15 protein-coding genes are annotated in these 17,072 nt (G+C 69.7%); 9 read left to right on the top strand and 6 right to left on the bottom strand.

What is annotated here, in order from left to right:
• Positions 1–241: 241 nt before the first annotated feature.
• The 4 genes from ACIBHX_RS09630 to ACIBHX_RS09645 all read left to right on the top strand — a co-directional run bounded on the left by ACIBHX_RS09630 (position 242) and on the right by ACIBHX_RS09645 (position 4,516).
• A complete protein-coding gene (locus tag ACIBHX_RS09630) occupies positions 242–1,582 on the top strand; it encodes an FAD-binding oxidoreductase (RefSeq protein ID WP_397065922.1) in 1,341 nt (446 codons plus the stop codon).
• 14 nt (positions 1,583–1,596) lie between these two features.
• Positions 1,597–2,427 carry an SDR family NAD(P)-dependent oxidoreductase gene (locus ACIBHX_RS09635; protein ID WP_397065923.1) on the top strand — a complete coding sequence of 277 codons (831 nt, stop codon included), beginning with the start codon at positions 1,597–1,599 and terminating at the stop codon, positions 2,425–2,427.
• A 123-nt stretch (positions 2,428–2,550) separates the two neighbouring features.
• Positions 2,551–3,765, top strand: a complete 1,215-nt coding sequence (locus tag ACIBHX_RS09640; RefSeq protein WP_397065925.1) for an FAD-dependent monooxygenase — start codon at positions 2,551–2,553, stop codon at positions 3,763–3,765.
• 34 nt (positions 3,766–3,799) lie between these two features.
• Positions 3,800–4,516: a TetR/AcrR family transcriptional regulator gene (locus tag ACIBHX_RS09645; protein ID WP_397065927.1), complete on the top strand. Its 717-nt coding sequence runs from the start codon at positions 3,800–3,802 to the stop codon at positions 4,514–4,516.
• 90 nt (positions 4,517–4,606) lie between these two features.
• On the opposite strand, the gene ACIBHX_RS09650 is transcribed toward ACIBHX_RS09645, so the two are convergent.
• Both ACIBHX_RS09650 and guaB read right to left on the bottom strand, forming a co-directional pair.
• A complete protein-coding gene (locus ACIBHX_RS09650) occupies positions 4,607–5,728 on the bottom strand; it encodes a GuaB3 family IMP dehydrogenase-related protein (RefSeq protein ID WP_397065928.1) in 1,122 nt (373 codons plus the stop codon).
• Between the two features lie 3 nt (positions 5,729–5,731).
• Positions 5,732–7,213 carry an IMP dehydrogenase gene (gene guaB / locus ACIBHX_RS09655; protein ID WP_397065930.1) on the bottom strand — a complete coding sequence of 494 codons (1,482 nt, stop codon included), beginning with the start codon at positions 7,211–7,213 and terminating at the stop codon, positions 5,732–5,734.
• A gap of 407 nt (positions 7,214–7,620) precedes the next feature.
• Here guaB and ACIBHX_RS09660 point away from each other — a divergent pair, with 407 nt between their 5' ends.
• Together ACIBHX_RS09660 and ACIBHX_RS09665 are read left to right on the top strand one after the other, a co-directional pair.
• On the top strand, positions 7,621–8,631 hold the full coding sequence (locus ACIBHX_RS09660; RefSeq protein WP_397065931.1) for a helix-turn-helix domain-containing protein: 1,011 nt from the start codon (positions 7,621–7,623) through the stop codon (positions 8,629–8,631).
• A gap of 39 nt (positions 8,632–8,670) precedes the next feature.
• On the top strand, positions 8,671–9,048 hold the full coding sequence (locus tag ACIBHX_RS09665) for a DUF5319 domain-containing protein (protein WP_397065933.1): 378 nt from the start codon (positions 8,671–8,673) through the stop codon (positions 9,046–9,048).
• A gap of 109 nt (positions 9,049–9,157) precedes the next feature.
• Here the strand turns inward: ACIBHX_RS09665 and ACIBHX_RS09670 are convergent, their stop codons facing one another.
• The 4 genes from ACIBHX_RS09670 to ACIBHX_RS09685 form a co-directional block, all read right to left on the bottom strand.
• A complete protein-coding gene (locus ACIBHX_RS09670) occupies positions 9,158–9,793 on the bottom strand; it encodes a sigma-70 family RNA polymerase sigma factor (protein WP_397066070.1) in 636 nt (211 codons plus the stop codon).
• 425 nt (positions 9,794–10,218) lie between these two features.
• Positions 10,219–11,838 (bottom strand): chaperonin GroEL, encoded by a 1,620-nt coding sequence (groL, locus tag ACIBHX_RS09675; protein WP_397065935.1) that lies wholly within the window; start codon positions 11,836–11,838, stop codon positions 10,219–10,221.
• A gap of 73 nt (positions 11,839–11,911) precedes the next feature.
• Positions 11,912–12,226: a co-chaperone GroES gene (gene groES, locus ACIBHX_RS09680; RefSeq protein WP_214327025.1), complete on the bottom strand. Its 315-nt coding sequence runs from the start codon at positions 12,224–12,226 to the stop codon at positions 11,912–11,914.
• 162 nt (positions 12,227–12,388) lie between these two features.
• The gene (locus ACIBHX_RS09685; RefSeq protein ID WP_397065937.1) at positions 12,389–13,228 is read right to left on the bottom strand and encodes an NAD-dependent epimerase/dehydratase family protein; all 840 of its coding nucleotides are present in this window, start codon (positions 13,226–13,228) and stop codon (positions 12,389–12,391) included.
• 107 nt (positions 13,229–13,335) lie between these two features.
• Here ACIBHX_RS09685 and ACIBHX_RS09690 point away from each other — a divergent pair, with 107 nt between their 5' ends.
• The 3 genes from ACIBHX_RS09690 to ACIBHX_RS09700 all read left to right on the top strand — a co-directional run bounded on the left by ACIBHX_RS09690 (position 13,336) and on the right by ACIBHX_RS09700 (position 17,009).
• A complete protein-coding gene (locus tag ACIBHX_RS09690; RefSeq protein ID WP_397065939.1) occupies positions 13,336–13,833 on the top strand; it encodes a MarR family winged helix-turn-helix transcriptional regulator in 498 nt (165 codons plus the stop codon).
• Between the two features lie 25 nt (positions 13,834–13,858).
• Positions 13,859–15,043 (top strand): SAM-dependent methyltransferase, encoded by a 1,185-nt coding sequence (locus ACIBHX_RS09695; protein ID WP_397065941.1) that lies wholly within the window; start codon positions 13,859–13,861, stop codon positions 15,041–15,043.
• Between the two features lie 193 nt (positions 15,044–15,236).
• Complete coding sequence (locus ACIBHX_RS09700) at positions 15,237–17,009, top strand: hypothetical protein (protein ID WP_397065943.1); 1,773 nt, start codon at positions 15,237–15,239, stop codon at positions 17,007–17,009.
• Positions 17,010–17,072 lie beyond the last annotated feature (63 nt).

Here is a 17,072-nt window from a genome sequence, read left to right on the forward strand (position 1 = left end):
CTGCGGTTTTGTGACATCGGACGGTAGCCCGTCCGCCGTGCCGAGTGCGAAATCACGTGACGCCGGGGCGGCGCCGTACCCGATGCGGCCACCTGAGTGTGGCGCACGTCACCAGACCTCGCTGTCACAAGAACCGGGTGGTCGGCATCTTGTGTTCGTTCAGCCAACCGCCTGGGCGTCATCCCCCGGCTGCCCGGTGGCGACTACCAGCCCGGCCAGTTCGCATAACGAAAGGAAGGTCATGAGTTCAGCGCTTGAAACCCTTCGCCGTGACTTCGGCGGCGACATCATCGAACCGGGCGCAGCGGAGTACGAATCGGCCAGTCGCTCGGTACTGACCACGGGCACTCCGGCCTATGTCCTGCGGCCCAAGAGCGTCGAGGACGTGCAGGCGGGTCTGAGATTCGCCGCCGATGCAGCGCTTGTGCTGTCCGTGCGAGGCGGCGGCCACGGCTTTCCCGGCTTCGGCACCAACGACGGCGGCATCGTGATCGACCTCGGCAGGCTCGCCACCGTGGAGATCATCGACAAGGAGCGCCACCTCGTGCGGATCGGCGGCGGCGCCACCTGGGGTCAGGTCGCGGCCGCCCTGGCCCCGCATGGCCTGGCGATCTCCTCGGGCGACACCAGGAGCGTCGGTGTCGGTGGGCTGACGTTGGCCGGCGGCATCGGCTGGAAGGTCAGGAAGTACGGCCTGGCCATGGACAACGTGGTCGCCACAGAGGTGGTCACGGCCGGCGGAGAGGTCGTGCGGGCGAGCGCCGAGGAGAACGCGGAGCTGTTCTGGGCGCTTCGCGGTGGCGGCGGCAATTTCGGGATCGTGACCGCCTTCGAGTTCGCGGCACACCCCACGACGGACGTCTTCTACGGCAAGATCGCCTTCCCGGCACCTGAGGCGGCCACCGTGCTCCAGGGCTGGGCGGACTACCTCCGCACCGCCCCCGAAGAGCTCACCTCCATCGCGAACTTCGCCAACCCCTTCGCCGGCGGACCCGAGGCGCCGGTCGAGATCTACGTCACCTTCGACGGCGATGACCCGGAGCTCGCGGCCCAGGCGATCGGCCCGATCCGCCGGCTCGGCACGGTGATCGACGACGATGTCGCGCTGAAGCCCTATGCCGACACGCTCGTGGACGGTATGACCCCGCCTCCCGGCATCCAGCTCGTCACCCGGAGCGGGTTCGCCGACAAGGAGTCGGCGGCCGCGGCCCTCCGGATCCTCGCCGAGGTCGGGGCATCGGAACGCTCGCCGCTCATCGCCGTACGCAGCGTCGGCGGCGCGGTGTCCCGGATCCCCGACGACGCCACCGCCTACGCGCATCGCCAGGCGGAGCTGATGATCGTGACCAGCATCGCGGGCCCGGGTCCGGTCATCGAGGCCGCCCTGCCCGCCCTGGAGGCGGTCTGGGGAAGACTCGCCCCTCACGTCAACGGCGCCTACGCGAACTTCCTCTCCTCCGCCACCGAAGAGGACGTCGCCGCGATCTATCCGACGGCGACCTATGAGCGCCTCACGGCGGTCAAGCGCCAGTACGACCCCGGCAACCTGTTCGCCCACAACTACAACATCCAGCCTCAGTAGAAACGGATAGACATATGAGCAAGGTCTGGTTCGTCACCGGTTCGTCCCGCGGTCTCGGCCGCAGCTTCGTCGAGGCCGCCCTGTCACGCGGCGACAAGGTGGCCGCGACCGCCCGCAAGCCCCTTGACGAGCTGGTCGCCGCCTACGGCGACGCGGTGCTTCCCCTTGCGCTGGACGTGACCGACAAGTCCGCTGTTTTCGAGAGCGTACGGCGGGCCAAGGAGCACTTCGGCCGCCTCGACGTCATCGTGAACAACGCGGGCTACGGCCTGTTCGGCGCCGTCGAGGAGCTGTCCGAGCAGGAACTGCGCGACCAGCTGGAAACCAACCTGTTCGGCCCGCTGTGGGTCGTCCAGGCCGCGCTGCCCCACCTGCGCGAGCAGGGCGGCGGGCACATCATCCAGATCTCCTCCAGCGGCGGTCTCTTCGCGATGCCGCTCGGCGGCGGATACCACGCCTCCAAGTGGGCTCTGGAAGGCCTGAGCGAATCCCTCGCCCAGGAGGTCGCCGGCTTCGGCATCAAGGTGACCCTGGTGGAGCCCAGCCTCTACGCCACCGAGGCGGCCGCCGGCGCCGTGAACGCCGAGGCCGACCCGCGCTACGACGGTTTCCGCGAGAGCTTCGCCGAGTTCGCGAAGACGCTCGACGTCGGCGACCCGGCCGCCGCGGGGCGGGCACTCCTCAAGCTCGCCGACTCCGACGACCCGCCCCTGCGGGTCTTCTTCGGCACCCAGGGCAACCAGATCGTCCAGCAGGTCTACGCCGACCGGCTCAAGACCTGGGCCGACTGGCAGGACCTCGCAGTGGAGGCCCACGGCCCCACCCCCGCGACCCCAGCGGCCTGACCCGCCGACCGCCCCCGCCCGCGCCGTTGAACCTCGGCGGGGGCGGCCATCGGCAGGGACTAATCGACCGATTTGGTCAGTTCGATCGACAGGTTTGTAGGGACAGGACGAAAGGGAGTCGTCATGCGAGACGCAAGCGGTGGCCGCCGTGCGCTGGTGGTCGGGCTCGGGATCACGGGGATCGCCACCGCGATACGGCTACGGCAGGTGGGCTGGGAGCCGGTGCTGGTCGAGCGGGCGCCCGCGCGCCGCTCGGGGGGATACTTCGTCATGCTGTTCGGCACCGGCGTCGCCTCCGCCCGGCGCCTGGGCGTGCTTGATGCCATCGGAGACCGCAGCAGCCCCCTGCTCACCTCCTACGAGGTGAACCGGGCCGGACGCCGTACCCCGGGGATGCACCCGGGGAACCTGCCAGGCAAACCCCGGCAACTGCTGCGCGGCGACGTGGAGCAGGGGCTGTTCTCCGCGCTGCCGGACGATGTGGAGATCCGCTACTCCACCGTGCCCACGCGCATCACCCAGGACGACTCCGCCGCCGAGGTCACCCTGCACGACACCGCCTCGGGCGCCATCGTCACCGAGCGCTTCGATCTGGTGGTGGGCGCCGACGGTCTACGCTCCACCGTACGCAAGCTGGTCTTCGGCCCGCAGGAGTACCTGCACCCGCTGAACTACATGATCGCCGCCACCGTGCTCGACGCGCCGATCGAGGGCTTCGGCCTGCACGATGGCCTGATCCTGGCCGAGCCGGGACGCTCGGCGTGGACCTTCCCCTTCCACAACCACCCGCCGAGTCTGCTGTTCTCCTACCGCACCGGCGACATCGACGCCGAGTTCGCCCGCCCTCCGATGGAGTCGATCCGCGCCGCCTTCGGACCGCAGCCCGCAGGACCCTTGCTGGAGAGCTTGTTCACGCGATTCGAGCAGAGCCCGGAGTTTCTGTTCGACTCCGTGCACCAGGTCAAGATGCCGCACTGGCATCGGGGCAGGGTCGTCCTGGTCGGCGACGCCGCCTGGTGCGTGACCTTGTACGCGGGCATGGGCGCCTCCAGCGGCATCGCCGGAGGCGAACTGCTGGGCACCATGCTGCAACGCCACCCCGGCGACCTGCCCGGCGCGCTGCGGGCGTGGGAGGCCCGGATGCGGCCGTTCATCCACACCGAACAAGACTCCGCACTGATCATGCGCAGGATCTTCACACCTCACGACCGCAGGGAGAAGATCATGCGCACCGCGATGCTGCGCCTCATGCGCGCGCCGGTCATCGGGCCGACCATGGGCAAGATGATGAACGGTGCCGACATGATGCACAAACAGCTCGACGTCGCCGCCGTGTGACCCGGGTCCAGTGCGAAAGAACAGGACAGCCCAGGTGAGCCCGCTGATCGAGCACCGCTCGCGCAAAGCCGCCCGCATCCTGGACAGCGCACGTGAACTGGTGCTCGACCACGGCGTGCGCAAGGTCACCGTCAGCGAGATCGCCCAGTGCGCGGGCGTCGGCAAGGGCACCGTCTACCTGTACTGGTCCGCCAAGGAGGACCTCATCCTCGGGCTGTTCGCCCGCGAACTGGTGACCTTCCTGGATGAGATCCTCGCCCGCATCACCGCCGACCCCGCCACCGTGCTGCCGCGCCGCCTGGCCCCGCTGCTGATCCGTACCGGGCTGAATCTGCCCCTCGCACGGCGCCTGCAGAGCGGCGACCCCGGCCTGCTACGGCTCCTCACCCAGCAGGCCGGCGACCGCGAGCTGTTCGCCCGCGTCACGCCCAGCGCCGTGTGTGAGACGGGTATCCCCATCCTGCACCGGCACGGCCTGATCCGTCATGACCGTCCCCTGCCCGAGCAGGCCTACGCACTGAACGCGGTGCTCATCGGATTCAGCACCGCGATGTCCGGCCCGGCCACCGCCCCCTTGGGCGTCGACGCTGACGAGGTCCTCGCCGACGCCGTGAACCAGTTGCTCGAACCCCCCGTCGCCCCCAGCGGGCGGGCCATCGCCGCAGCCGCCGAGGAGACCGCCGTCGTGATGCGCCAGATCCGGGAGGCATTGCTGGCCCTCATCGAGCGCAGCCAGACACCCCAACAGTGAGCAGGCTGGTCGCCCAGGCTGGGAGACCACAGGCCAGGGTGATGTCCGACCGTGGGGAGGCCCATGCGGTGGGCCTCCCTGGACGGCGGGTCAGCGCTGGACGGGGGCGACGACGACCTCGACGCGCTGGAATTCCTTGATGTCGGAGTAGCCCGTGGAGGCCATGGTGCGCTTGAGCGCGCCCATGAGGTTCATCGAGCCGTCCGCCACGCTGGAGGGACCGTGGAGGATCTGCTCCAGCGTCCCGACCGTGCCGAACTCGACGCGGCGCCCGCGCGGCAGGTCCGGGTGGTGGGCCTCGGAACCCCAGTGGAAGCCGTGCCCGGGCGCCTCGGCGGCACGCGCCAGGGGCGAGCCGACCATGACGGCGTCCGCGCCGCACGCGATGGCCTTGGCGATGTCGCCCGAGGTGCCCATGCCGCCGTCGGCGATGACGTGGACGTAGCGGCCGCCGGACTCGTCCATGTAGTCGCGGCGCGCCGCGGCCACGTCGGAGATGGCGGTGGCCATGGGCACGGCGACGCCGAGGACGTTGCGGGTGGTGTGGGAGGCGCCCCCGCCGAAGCCGACGAGGACGCCGGCGGCCCCGGTCCGCATCAGGTGGAGCGCCGCCGTGTAGGTGGCGCAGCCGCCGACGATGACGGGCACGTCGAGCTCGTAGATGAACTGCTTGAGATTGAGCGGCTCGGCCCGCCCGGAGACGTGCTCGGCGGAGACCGTGGTGCCCCGGATGACGAAGATGTCGACCCCGGCGTCGATGACCGCCTTGTGGTACTGCACGGTCCGCTGCGGAGACAGCCGTACGGCCGCCGTGACGCCCGCGGCGCGGATCTCCTCGATGCGGCGGCCGATCAGCTCCTCCTTGATCGGAGCCGCGTAGATCTCCTGCAGACGCTTGGTCGCGGCGGCGGAGTCGAGCGAGGCGCACTCCTCGAGCAGCGGCGACGGGTCCTCGTACCGCGTCCACAGACCCTCGAGGTCGAGTGGCGCGAGGCCGCCGAGGCGGCCGATGGCGATGGCGGTGGCCGGGGACACGACGCTGTCCATGGGAGCCACCACGACGGGCAGCTCGAACCGGTAAGCGTCGATCTGCCAGGCGATCGAGACCTCTTCTGGGTCCCGGGTGCGCCGGGAGGGGACGAGGCCGATCTCGTCGAGCGCGTAGGCCCGGCGACCGGTCTTGCCCCGGCCGATCTCCACCTGCTGAGTCATCTCTTACCTTCTGTGATAGTTGGGAGCTTCCACGGTCATCTGGATGTCGTGGGGATGGCTCTCCTTGAGGCCCGCCGCCGTGATCGGCATGAGCTCGCAGTCGGTGTGCATCTGCGCGATCGTGCGGCAGCCCGCGTACCACATGCCCTGGCGCAGGCCGCCGACGAGCTGGTGGGCGACGGCTGCGGCCGGGCCGCGGTAGGGCACCTGACCCTCGATGCCCTCGGGGATGTACTTGTCGTCGCCGCCGATGTCCGCCTGGGCGTAGCGGTCCTTGGAGAAGGACATGCCGCCACGCTCGCGGTTGCGGACGGCGCCGAGCGAGCCCATGCCGCGGTAGGACTTGAACTGCTTGCCGTTGATGAAGATCAGCTCGCCTGGCGACTCCTCGCAGCCGGCCAGCAGGGAGCCGAGCATGACCGTGTCGGCACCCGCGGCGATGGCCTTGACGATGTCGCCCGAGTACTGCAGGCCGCCGTCGCCGATGACCGGCACCCCGGCGGGCCCGCACGCGAGCGAGGCCTCGTAGATGGCCGTGACCTGGGGTGCGCCGACCCCGGCCACGACGCGGGTGGTGCAGATGGAGCCGGGGCCGACCCCGACCTTGACCCCGTCGGCGCCCGCCTCGACGAGCATCTGGGCTCCCGCCCTGGTGGCGATGTTGCCGCCGATCACGTCGACCCGGCTGTTGGCCTTGATCTTGCCGACCATGTCGGCCAGGCCCTTGGAGTGGCCGTGCGCCACGTCGACGACGATCGTGTCGACGCCCGCCTCGATCAGCGCCTTGGCCCGCTCCTCGGCGTCGCCGCCGACGCCGATGGCGGCGCCGACGACCAAGCGGCCGTCGGCGTCCTTGGTGGCGAGCGGGTACTGCTCGCTCTTGGTGAAGTCCTTGACCGTGATCAGCCCGCGCAGCTTGCCCGCCGGGTCGACCAGCGGCAGCTTCTCGATCTTGTTGGCCCGCAGCAGCGCGAACGCCTCGTCACGCGAGACGCCCACGGGCGCGGTGACCAGCGGCATCGCGGTCATGACCGCCCGGACAGGACGCGTCTGGTCGGTCTCGAAGCGCATGTCGCGGTTGGTCACGATGCCGACGAGTACGCCGGAGGAGTCGGTGACCGGGACTCCCGAGATCCGGTACGTGGCGCACAGCCGCTCCACGTCGGCCAGGGTGTCGTCCGGCGAGCAGGTGACCGGGTTGGTGACCATCCCGGCCTCGGAACGTTTGACCAGGTCGACCTGCTGGGCCTGCTCCTCCACGGACAGGTTGCGGTGCAGGATCCCGATGCCGCCCTGGCGGGCCATCGCCACCGCCATGCGCGCCTCGGTGACCGTGTCCATGGCCGCGGAGACCAGCGGGATGGCAAGCGTGATGTTGCGTGACAGGCGTGAACTGGTGTCGGCCTCGCCTGGTTGCAGGTCTGAGTACGCGGGCACCAGCAGCACGTCGTCGAAGGTCAGACCTGTCTCGGTGAACTTGGACATGCTGCGGCCCCCTCTGCCGTTTTGCTTTGCAGCCAAGTCTAGGGCCTGCGTCCAAAACGCACTGATGCCGGGGAGACGATGACCCCCACGATCCGTCGTACCCCCGGCACCAAAAAGAGCCGGGGGATGGGGCGGTCGGTGATCCGCCCCATCCTCCGGCCACCGGCACCGGGCCGGGCGCGCGTTCTCGCCACCGAACCCCCCTCCGCGTCCTGATGGCCGCGCTACCTGCCGGGTGGTGCCGACGCTGGGTTAAGCCTGCGTTACTCATCGGCACACCGCAATGTGAAAACTTGCAATTGCACGAAGTTGCACACCGGGCCGAAGAGTCGGCGCAAGGCGCGGACACGGGCGTATTGCCGGGTTATTCTCGCGGACACGCCCGTCCCCCCTACGGAGCACTCCACATGCGCAACGACTCCCGCACAGCGCCGGATCCGCTCGAGGCGCTGGGCCTGGCCCCGGCGCAAACCGCCCTGTACACGGCGGTGCTCCGCCTCCACAGGGCCACTGTCACCGAGCTCGCGGAGGCCATGGACGGCCCGGTGGACAAGGTGAGCTCGGAGCTCGAGACCCTCGTCCGGCTGGGCGTGGTCGACGAGCAGTCGGGCGAGTATCTGGCCAGGCATCCGGCGGCCGCGCTGGGCCGGCTCATCGCCGAGCGGCTGGACCGGCTGGCCGAGGAGAGCAGGCGCATCGACAGCGCGCTCGGCTCGATCCGCGGGCTGATCCGCGACTACGACGCGGGCCGCGACTACCAGAGCGGCCCGTTCCCCGTCGAGGCGGTCAGCGGCGCGGACGTGCTCTACGAGTCGGTGGTCGGCATGGCGGTCCAGTCGCCTCCGATGGAGCTGCTCACCGCCATCCCGGACGAACGCACCATGACGGATTTTGTCCGGAAATTTGCTGATCCCTGGATCGATGCGCAGGGGCGGCAGCTGCTGAGCGTCCGCGCGGTGATCCCGGTCGACACGCTGTCGCTGCCCGGTGTTCGCGAGCAGCTGACACGACTGGTCGAAACCGGGGGCAAGGTGCGCACGCTCGACCGGGTGCCCAGCTGGTTCATGACCGCGGGACCCGAGGCCGCCGGGCTGCCCGCGCTGTGGGGCGGCAACCTGCCCGACCACGCCTACAACTTCTATCTGGTGCGGGCCCCGATCGTGGTCGGCGTGCTCCGCTCGCTCTTCGAGGAGCTGTGGAGCCGCGCCGTACCCCTGCCGTGGGGCAGGCGGGGCGACGGGATGGTGCAGGTGCTGCGGCTGGCCGCGCAGGGGCAGTGCGACGACTCGATCGCGCGGCAGCTGGGCGTGTCTGTGCGCACCGTGCGCGCCAGGTTCGCCGACGCGATGGCCGAGTTGGGGGCCCAGTCGCGCTTCCACGCCGGCGTGGAAGCGGCCCGGCGCGGATGGCTCACCTAATACGAGTCACACGGACCGCATCGGTCATATGGTGGTGAGGTGCTGGAAGACGTCCCCCGCGACCCGTTCGCGGACGACCCGAACGACCCGTCGTCGGAGATGGGGCAGCTCGACGACGCCGAGCCGCTGACCGCAGCCGAGCGCGACGAGGCCATCACCGACCTGGCCGACGTGGAGGTCTTTCGATCCCTGCTGGAACCGCAGGGGGTGCTGGGCCTGGTGCTCGACTGTCCGGAATGCGGTGAACAGCACTTCTTCGACTGGGAGCTGCTGCGCGGCAACCTGCGCCAGATGATCGAGCGGGGCCAGCCGCAGGTGCACGAGCCGGCCTTCCACCCCGACCCGACCGACTACGTGAGCTGGGAGTACGCCAGAGGCTACGTGGACGGCGTCATCGACACGGAAGAGCGCCACTGAGCCACGTCGGCGCGCAGCGCCGCGAGCAGCCGCACGGCGGGATCGGAGAGGTCGGGCTGCTCTCCCCGGGCGAGCGCGTCGAGCAGAGCCTCGGTCCGCTCCTCCGGCGTCAAGCCGACTCCAGCTCGGCCATCTGCCTCAACCTGGCCAGCGCCCGATGCTGGGCGACCCGCACTGCCCCTGGTGACATACCGAGTACATTACCGGTCTCCTCGGCTGACAGGCCTGACACGACCCGCAGCAGGAGCAGCTCCCGCTGGTTCTCCGGCAGCCGCGCGAGCAGCCTGCGGGCGTGCTCGACCTCGATGTAGCGCACCACGGTCTCCTCCGGCCCCGGCCCGTCGTCGGGCCCGTCGGGCAGGTCCTGCGTGGGCACGGCGGAGCGGACGGAACTGCGCAGCGCGTCGGCCACCTTGTGCGAGGCGATTCCGAAGACGAACGAGGCGAACGGCCGGCCCATGTCCCGATATCGCGGCAGCGCGGACAGCACTGCGATGCACACCTCCTGGGCCACGTCATCGGCAATGTGATATTGCCCGGAAACCCGGCCCAGCCTGGCCCGGCAATAGCGCACCACCATCGGGCGCAACTCACCGAGAAGGGATTCGATCGCGCGGCGATCCCCCTGAACGGCCAGGCTCGTCAGTTCCCTTAGGTCGGAGTCATCCGCACGTGCCGGAAGTCTCGACGCGAGCCTTACCCCAATTTTGGCGTCGGCGACGCTTCCCTCGCTCACGTTAGGCATGATGCCCGCACCGATCCTGCCTGTCGTCATAGCGAACGGCTACGGATTGGTCACATTGAAGAGACGATAACCGCCCGTAATCGTATGGCCACACTAAGCCTTTCGGTTGGCGAAATATTTCACGATATAACCCGAAATGCGGGGCAATTGTCAGACGCCTAGACGCTTTGCCGGCGTTGCCGGTTTACCGCAATAAACCAACTTTCTCTAGAGAGCTCTCCCTCTACGAGGAGATCGCTCCAGAGCGCCTGTCTGCTACATCCCAATTCATGCCGGATCTTGTACGGCAGTGCCGCCCCCAACCGGATTCCGCACGAAAACACGCACTCGTACGGCTTCCCAGGCCCACCGCAGGCGGGTCCCGTGCTTGCCGTACAAGCAGAAAGGCCCGCACCGGAAAGCGGTGCGGGCCTTCTTGCGAGAGGTCAGTGGCCGTGACCGTGGCCGTGACCGGCGCCGGCGGCCGGCGCCTCCTCCTCGGGCTTCTCCACCACGAGGGCCTCGGTCGTGAGCAGCATGCCGGCGATGGACGCGGCGTTCTGCACGGCCGAGCGGGTGACCTTGACGGGGTCGATGACACCCTGCGCGATCAGGTCGCCGTACTCACCGGTGGCGGCGTTGAGGCCGTGGCCGGCGGACAGCTCGGAGATCTTGTGGGTGACCACGTAGCCCTCGAGCCCGGCGTTCTCGGCGATCCAGCGGGCGGGCTCGACCAGCGAGCGGCGCACGATGCCGACACCGGTCGCCTCGTCGCCGTCCAGGCCCAGGTTGTCCAGCTCCTTGGAGACGTGGATCAGGGCCGCGCCACCGCCGGCGACGATGCCCTCCTCGATCGCGGCGCGCGTCGCGGAGATCGCGTCCTCGAGGCGGTGCTTCTTCTCCTTGAGCTCGACCTCGGTGGCGGCGCCGACACGCAGCACGCACACACCGCCGGCGAGCTTGGCCAGGCGCTCCTGCAGCTTCTCGCGGTCCCAGTCGGAGTCGGACTGCTCGATGGCGAGCTTGATCTCCTTGACCCGGTCCTCGATCGCCTGCTGGTCGCCGGCGCCGTCGACGACGGTCGTGGCGTCCTTGGTGATCACGATGCGGCGGGCCTGGCCCAGCACCTCGAGACCGACGTTCTCCAGCTTGAGGCCGACCTCCTCGGCGACGACCTGGCCGCCGGTGAGAATGGCCATGTCCTGCAGCATCGCCTTGCGGCGGTCGCCGAAGCCGGGCGCCTTGACCGCGACCGAGGTGAACGTGCCGCGGATCTTGTTGGTGACGAGTACGGCCAGCGCCTCGCCCTCCACGTCCTCGGCCACCACGAGCAGCGGCTTCTTGGTCTGCGCGACCTGCTCCAGCAGCGGCAGGAAGTCCGCGATGGAGGAGATCTTGCCCTGGGTGAGCAGCACATAGGCGTCCTCGAGGACCGCCTCCATGCGCTCGGGGTCGGTCACCATGTAGGCCGACAGGTAGCCCTTGTCGAACTGGAGGCCCTCGGTGAACTCGAGCTCCATGCCCATGGCGTTGGATTCTTCGACGGTGAGGACACCGTCCTTGCCGACCTTGTCGAACGCCTCGGCGATCAGGTCACCGATCTTGGCGTCCTGCGCGGAGATCGTCGCGACGTTCGCGATCTCCTTCTTGTCCTCGACCGGGCGTGCAACCGCGAGCAGCTTGTCGCTGACCGCCTTGGCGGCCTTGTCGATGCCGCGCTTGAGCGACAGCGGCGAGGCGCCGGCCGCCACGTTGCGCAGGCCCTCGCGGACCATCGCCTGGGCCAGGACCGTCGCGGTGGTGGTGCCGTCGCCCGCGATGTCGTTGGTCTTGGTGGCTACTTCCTTGGCGAGCTGAGCGCCGAGGTTCTCGTAGCGGTCTTCCAGCTCGATCTCACGAGCGATGGTGACACCGTCGTTCGTGATCGTCGGAGCACCGAACTTCTTGTCGATGACGACGTTGCGGCCACGCGGGCCGAGGGTTACCTTGACGGCGTCCGCGAGGGCGTTCACGCCGCGCTCGAGCGCGCGGCGGGCGTCCTCGTCGAACTCCAGGATCTTCGCCATTGGTTTGAAAGTCCTCTCCTAGCGTCGAAAGCCCCGGCGCCCTATAGAGCGTCCGGGGCCCGACACATCCGGCTTACTTCTCGATGATCGCGAGAACATCGCGAGCGGAGAGCACCAGGTACTCCTCGCCGCCGTACTTGACCTCGGTGCCGCCGTACTTGCTGTAGAGGACGATGTCGCCCTCGGCGACGTCGAGCGGAATCCGCTTCTCGCCCTCGTCGTCCCAGTTGCCCGGGCCCACCGCGAGGACCTTGCCCTCCTGCGGCTTCTCCTTGGCGGTGTCAGGGATGACCAGGCCGGAAGCGGTCGTCTGCTCAGCCTCAAGCGGCTGAACCACGATGCGGTCGCCGAGCGGCTTAACGGGAACCTTGGTGGCGGTCGTCACGATCGGACCTCCCCTTCAGATTTGAATGATCTAGAAGAGGCGACCAGCGGGGCCTGCCGTCGCGGGTGTCAGACCTGCCTCGTCGCACGTTGGCACTCTCAAGGGGAGAGTGCCAACAGGAAACATATGCAAGAGGGGCTTGACAGTCAACACGAACGCGTCCGCTCAGAGCGATCCTTGGTACGAGCCTTCCACCAGGTCGGCCACGATGCCGGGCCTGCTGGGGTTCCAGCCGAGCGCGGCGCGGGTGCGGTCGGATCCGACACGCTGGCTCAGCGCGAGCGCCTCCGCGAACCCCTGGCCGAGCAGCTGAGCGGCCTCTTCCAGCGGCCACGGGTGCGCGCTCCTGGCCACGCCGGCCGACTCGGCAGCCGCCTGCGCGACCTCGGTGAGCGGCACGCCCTCCTCGGTGATCCCGTGGTAGAGCGCGCCCTTCTCGCCTTTCTCGACGACCGCCACGATCAGCTCGGCCAGGTCGTCGACGTGGACGAACGCCCAGGTGGGCACCGTGCCGTCCGAGACGTACACGCCCTGGCCGCGCTCGGCCGCCTGGCCGCGCAGCAGCGCGGCGATGCCGGCGCCGCGCCCGTGCACCACACCGGGCCGCACCACGGTGCCGCCGGCGTCGCGGACCAGGCGCTCCACCTTGGGCCGGTAGCCGACCAGCGGGATCGGGTCGGTCGGGCTCTCCTCGTGGCCGCCGTCGACCGGACCGAGCACCCAGACGCCGCTCACGTAGACCAGCGGCTTGACCGTCAGCTTCCCGATGGCCTCGAGGTCGACGGCCTCGTCGCCGGTCAGCTGCGCGGCGTGCACCACGGCGTCGATGTCAGGGGTCACCTCGATCGTGGCCGGGTCGGACAGATCGCCGTTGCGCACGTCGGTCACGCCGGGAACCTGCCGTTCCCCTCGCACCACGACCACCACGTCGTGGCCGCGCTCCTGCAGCTTCTCCACGACCGCGCCGCCGATGTACCCCGTCGCGCCCAGGACCAGGACCTTCATGAACTCCACCTCAAACACTTCGACATTGAACTCTTCAACGCACTCCGCAAGCTAGCGCATCGTGTCGAACATTTCAACCTCAAAGTTTTTGATGTACGGTGGCCATCATGGACGACGCAGTGGACGCGATCACCGCCCAGTGGGCGCGAGCCCGGCCCGACCTCGACGTCTCCCCCATGGGTGTGATCGGCCGCCTGTCCCGGGCATCCCGGCTGGTGGAGCGCGAGGTGAAGGACTTCTTCCAGGCACGCGGCCTGGAGGCGTGGGAGTTCGACATGCTGGCCACGCTGCTGCGCGCCAACGCCGAGCACACGATGTGCATGAAGGACCTCGCGGGCTCGGCCCTGGTCAGCCCCGGCGCCCTCACCAACCGCATGGACCGCCTGGTGGACCGCGGCCTGGTCAGGCGCTGGCCCGCCCCCGACAACCGGCGCATGGTCCTGGTCGCGCTCACGGAGGAGGGCGAACGCCTGGCCAACGAGTTGCTCGAGGGCCACATGGCCAACGAACTCCGCATCCTGTCGGCCTTCACCCCCGACGACCAGGAGGCCCTGGCGGCCCTCCTCCGCCGCCTCCTGGTCTCCCTGGGCGACACCGAACTCTGACCGGGGGACGGTAACGTCGGGTGGTGTGGAGCTGGACGCCTTTCTCGAGTTGCTGACCCCGCGGGGACAGAAGGCGCTCGGCGAGGCGGCCGAGCTGGCCGGAGGCGATCCGGTGAAGGCCGCCACCACGCTGCGCAAGACCTACGACGCGACGCTGACCTCCGCGGCGCTGACGCAGGCGGGGCTCCGCGAGCGGGCGAAGGCCAAGTTCGGCGACGACGCCGGACGGATGTACTTCACGCCGCACGGGCTCGAGCAGTCCACCCGGGCCGCGGTGGCCGCGCACCGGTCACGGAGGCTGTCGGACCTGGTGCCCCCGGCGGGGGCCCGCGTGGTGGACGCCTGCTGCGGCATCGGCGGCGACGCCCTGGCGCTGGCGCTGGCCGGGTACACGGTCGAGGCCGTGGACGCGGATCCCCTGACCGCCGCCGTCGCCGCGGCCAACGCCGACGCGCTCGGGCTGTCGGGGAGGATCTCCGTCCGTACGGCTGACGCGGCCGAGGTCACGCCGGAGGACCACGACGCGCTGTTCGCCGATCCGGCCCGCCGTACCGGGAAGGGCAGGACGTTCGATCCCCTGGCGTACTCGCCGCCGTGGCCGGTCGTGCTCGAGCTGGCCGCCAGGGCTCCGGTGGCGTGCCTGAAGGTGGCGCCAGGGATCCCGTACGAGTTCATCCCCGAGAGCGCCGAGACGGAGTGGGTGTCCTACAGGGGCGAGGTCAAGGAGGCCGCGATCTGGCTCGGCGGCACGCGCCCCGGGCGCCGGGCCACGCTGCTGCCCGGCGGCGACACCATGGCCTCGGGCGGCGACGCCGCGGTGGCGCCTGCCGGGCCGCTGGGGCGTTACGTCTACGAGCCCGACGGGGCCGCGATCCGGGCGCACCTGGTCGCCGAGGTGGCCAGGATGGTGGACGGCAGGCTGGCCGACCCGATGATCGCCTACATCACCGGGGACGAACCCGTGGACACTCCCTGGGCCTCCAGGTTTCTGGTCGAGGAGGCGCTGCCGTTCTCGCTGAAGCGGCTGCGCGCCGTACTCCGAGCCCGCGAAATAGGAAATGTCACCATCAAAAAGCGCGGCTCCGCGGTGGACATCGACCGGTTGAGACAGGATTTGCGACTTTCGGGCGATAAATCCGCGGTCATCATTCTTACCCGGGTGATGAATGACCCGTACGCCCTGCTCTGCCACCCGTCCCCACCTGCGTAAATGACAAACCGGGGCGTTAGCCGGGTAACCCTGATCTTTTCCAACGCCGCTGACGTTCCTTGATCCACTGGCTAAGGTGGGCGTCCGGAAGTTCACCCCCCATCGCGGTTATCGCAACCCTCCTTCTTTCATCTCCAACCCGGACCAATCCCACCGCTGCGCGGCAGACCGTCGGCGAGCGAAGGAGCTTTCGGTGGATCATTCCAACCACACCACCCTTCTCCATGCGGGCGGCCAGACCGCCATCTCCGACAGGATGCGGGAGCTGCTGGCGCGCGCCGCCCAGGACCACGTGTACGAGCAGCGCACCCAGGGCGCCGTCCTCGACGAGATCCGCCAGCGCCTGGAAGGCATGGAGTGGCTGCTGCGCGAGGTGCGCGAACGCGAGCTCGGCGGGCTGAGCGGCACGCTGGAGACGGTCAGCGGGCGCATCGACGACTTCACCGCCAAGCCGCCGCTGTGGGCCGAGGGCCTGGCCCAGCACGTCGAGGCTGTGCGCGACCACGTGGACGCCGTGGGCGAGCAGGTGGGCACGGTCGACGCCAGGGTCGACTCGGTCAGCCAGCGCGTCGCCCCCGTGGTCGAGCTGCCCAGCCTCTGGGCCGACCTCGGCACCGTCGGCGAGAGCGTGGACGAGGCGCTGAAGCGGCTGCAGGCGGTGCTCGACACCACTGATGGCATCACCAAGCGGATGGGCGAGTTCGCCAACAGGCTCGGCCAGCTCAACTCCAGCATGGAGGCCGCCGCCAACCGCTTCACCCGCCTCGACAAGTCGCTGGCCGACCTGACCACGCGCACCGACCGCGTCGAGGGCGGCGTGCTCGACCTCAACGAGCGGGTCCAGGAGGGCCTCGCCCAGGTCGGCACCCGCCTGGAGACCGTGCAGCAGGGCCTGACGAGCCGCCTCGACGCCGCGCAGCAGACGCTCGGCAGCTACGTCGAGGCCGCCAGGGAGTCCCTCACGAGCGACGTGGAGGCCGCCAAGCAGGCCATGGCCGGCCGCGTGGACGAGGCGGAGCAGCAGATCGTGGGCAGGCTCGACGGGGTCGACAGCAGGGTCGACCGGGTCGAGGGGCGGCTGATCGCGGTCGACTCCCGGCTCAACAGCGTCGACGGCCGCATCGAGACCGCCGACGAGTGCCTGGCCGACATCGACACCCGCCTCGACGGCGTCGCCGGCCGGCTGGGCGGGCTCGACACCAGGATCACCGGCGTCGACTCCCGCGTGGGCGGCCTCGACAGGCGCCTGGGCGCCATGGACGGCCAGGTCGACCAGCGCCTCGGCGCGATCGACGGCCACCTGGCCGCCGCAGCGCAGCAGCTGGCCGCCATCGACGACCAGCTGGCGCACACCGGCGACCACCTCGGCGCCGTGACCGACCACCTGGCCCGCCACGACGACCGCTTCGACGAGCTCGGCGGGCGGGTCGACAGCCGCTTCACCACCCTGGACGAGCGCCTGGCCGGCACCGACCAGCGCCTCACCGACACGGCCACGCGCCACGAGGGCCGCTTCAACAACCTGGACAACGGCCTGGAGTCCCTGGACGAGCGCCTCGGCGAAGTCGAGGAGCACGTCACCAACCGCTTCGACACCGTCGACACCCACCTCACCGGCCTGGTCTCGCACGCCACCAAGGCCAACGAGCACCTCGAGGCCGTCGACGACCGCGTCGAGGCGGTCAACCAGCGCGTCGGCCAGCTGCCCGCCACGCTCGGCATCAGCGAGCGAGTCGGCGAGCTGCTGGAGTCCCAGACGGCCGACCAGACCGAGCGCCTCACGGCCGCCGCGGCCACCCTCACGGAGCTCATCCAGGCCCGCCCGGACCGCGACGAACTCACCCAGTCCGTCACCGAGATCGTCGAGCCCGCCTCGACCGACCTCACCAAGCGCCTCGGCGCCCTCGAGGAGACCATGCTCGCCCTGGCCGAAGCCCTCCTGCGCCCCACCCGCACCAAGGACTGACGCGCTCTCACCGCAGGCTCTGGGCCCCGCTCGGGCTCAGGGCCGCTCACGTCCGTCCGGCTC

Origin of the sequence: Nonomuraea sp. NPDC050536 (assembly GCF_044457685.1) — a bacterium.
GTDB lineage: Bacteria > Actinomycetota > Actinomycetes > Streptosporangiales > Streptosporangiaceae > Nonomuraea.

What these genes read in the sequence shown, in the direction of transcription:
- ACIBHX_RS09630 (WP_397065922.1), top strand. Translation starts at nt 242, where the DNA reads ATGAGTTCAGCGCTTGAAACCCTTCGCCGTGACTTCGGCGGCGACATC.
- ACIBHX_RS09635 (WP_397065923.1), top strand. Translation starts at nt 1,597, where the DNA reads ATGAGCAAGGTCTGGTTCGTCACCGGTTCGTCCCGCGGTCTCGGCCGC.
- ACIBHX_RS09640 (WP_397065925.1), top strand. Translation starts at nt 2,551, where the DNA reads ATGCGAGACGCAAGCGGTGGCCGCCGTGCGCTGGTGGTCGGGCTCGGG.
- ACIBHX_RS09650 (WP_397065928.1), bottom strand. Translation starts at nt 5,728, where the DNA reads ATGACTCAGCAGGTGGAGATCGGCCGGGGCAAGACCGGTCGCCGGGCC.
- guaB (WP_397065930.1), bottom strand. Translation starts at nt 7,213, where the DNA reads ATGTCCAAGTTCACCGAGACAGGTCTGACCTTCGACGACGTGCTGCTG.
- ACIBHX_RS09660 (WP_397065931.1), top strand. Translation starts at nt 7,621, where the DNA reads ATGCGCAACGACTCCCGCACAGCGCCGGATCCGCTCGAGGCGCTGGGC.
- ACIBHX_RS09670 (WP_397066070.1), bottom strand. Translation starts at nt 9,793, where the DNA reads ATGCCTAACGTGAGCGAGGGAAGCGTCGCCGACGCCAAAATTGGGGTA.
- groL (WP_397065935.1), bottom strand. Translation starts at nt 11,838, where the DNA reads ATGGCGAAGATCCTGGAGTTCGACGAGGACGCCCGCCGCGCGCTCGAG.
- ACIBHX_RS09685 (WP_397065937.1), bottom strand. Translation starts at nt 13,228, where the DNA reads ATGAAGGTCCTGGTCCTGGGCGCGACGGGGTACATCGGCGGCGCGGTC.
- ACIBHX_RS09690 (WP_397065939.1), top strand. Translation starts at nt 13,336, where the DNA reads ATGGACGACGCAGTGGACGCGATCACCGCCCAGTGGGCGCGAGCCCGG.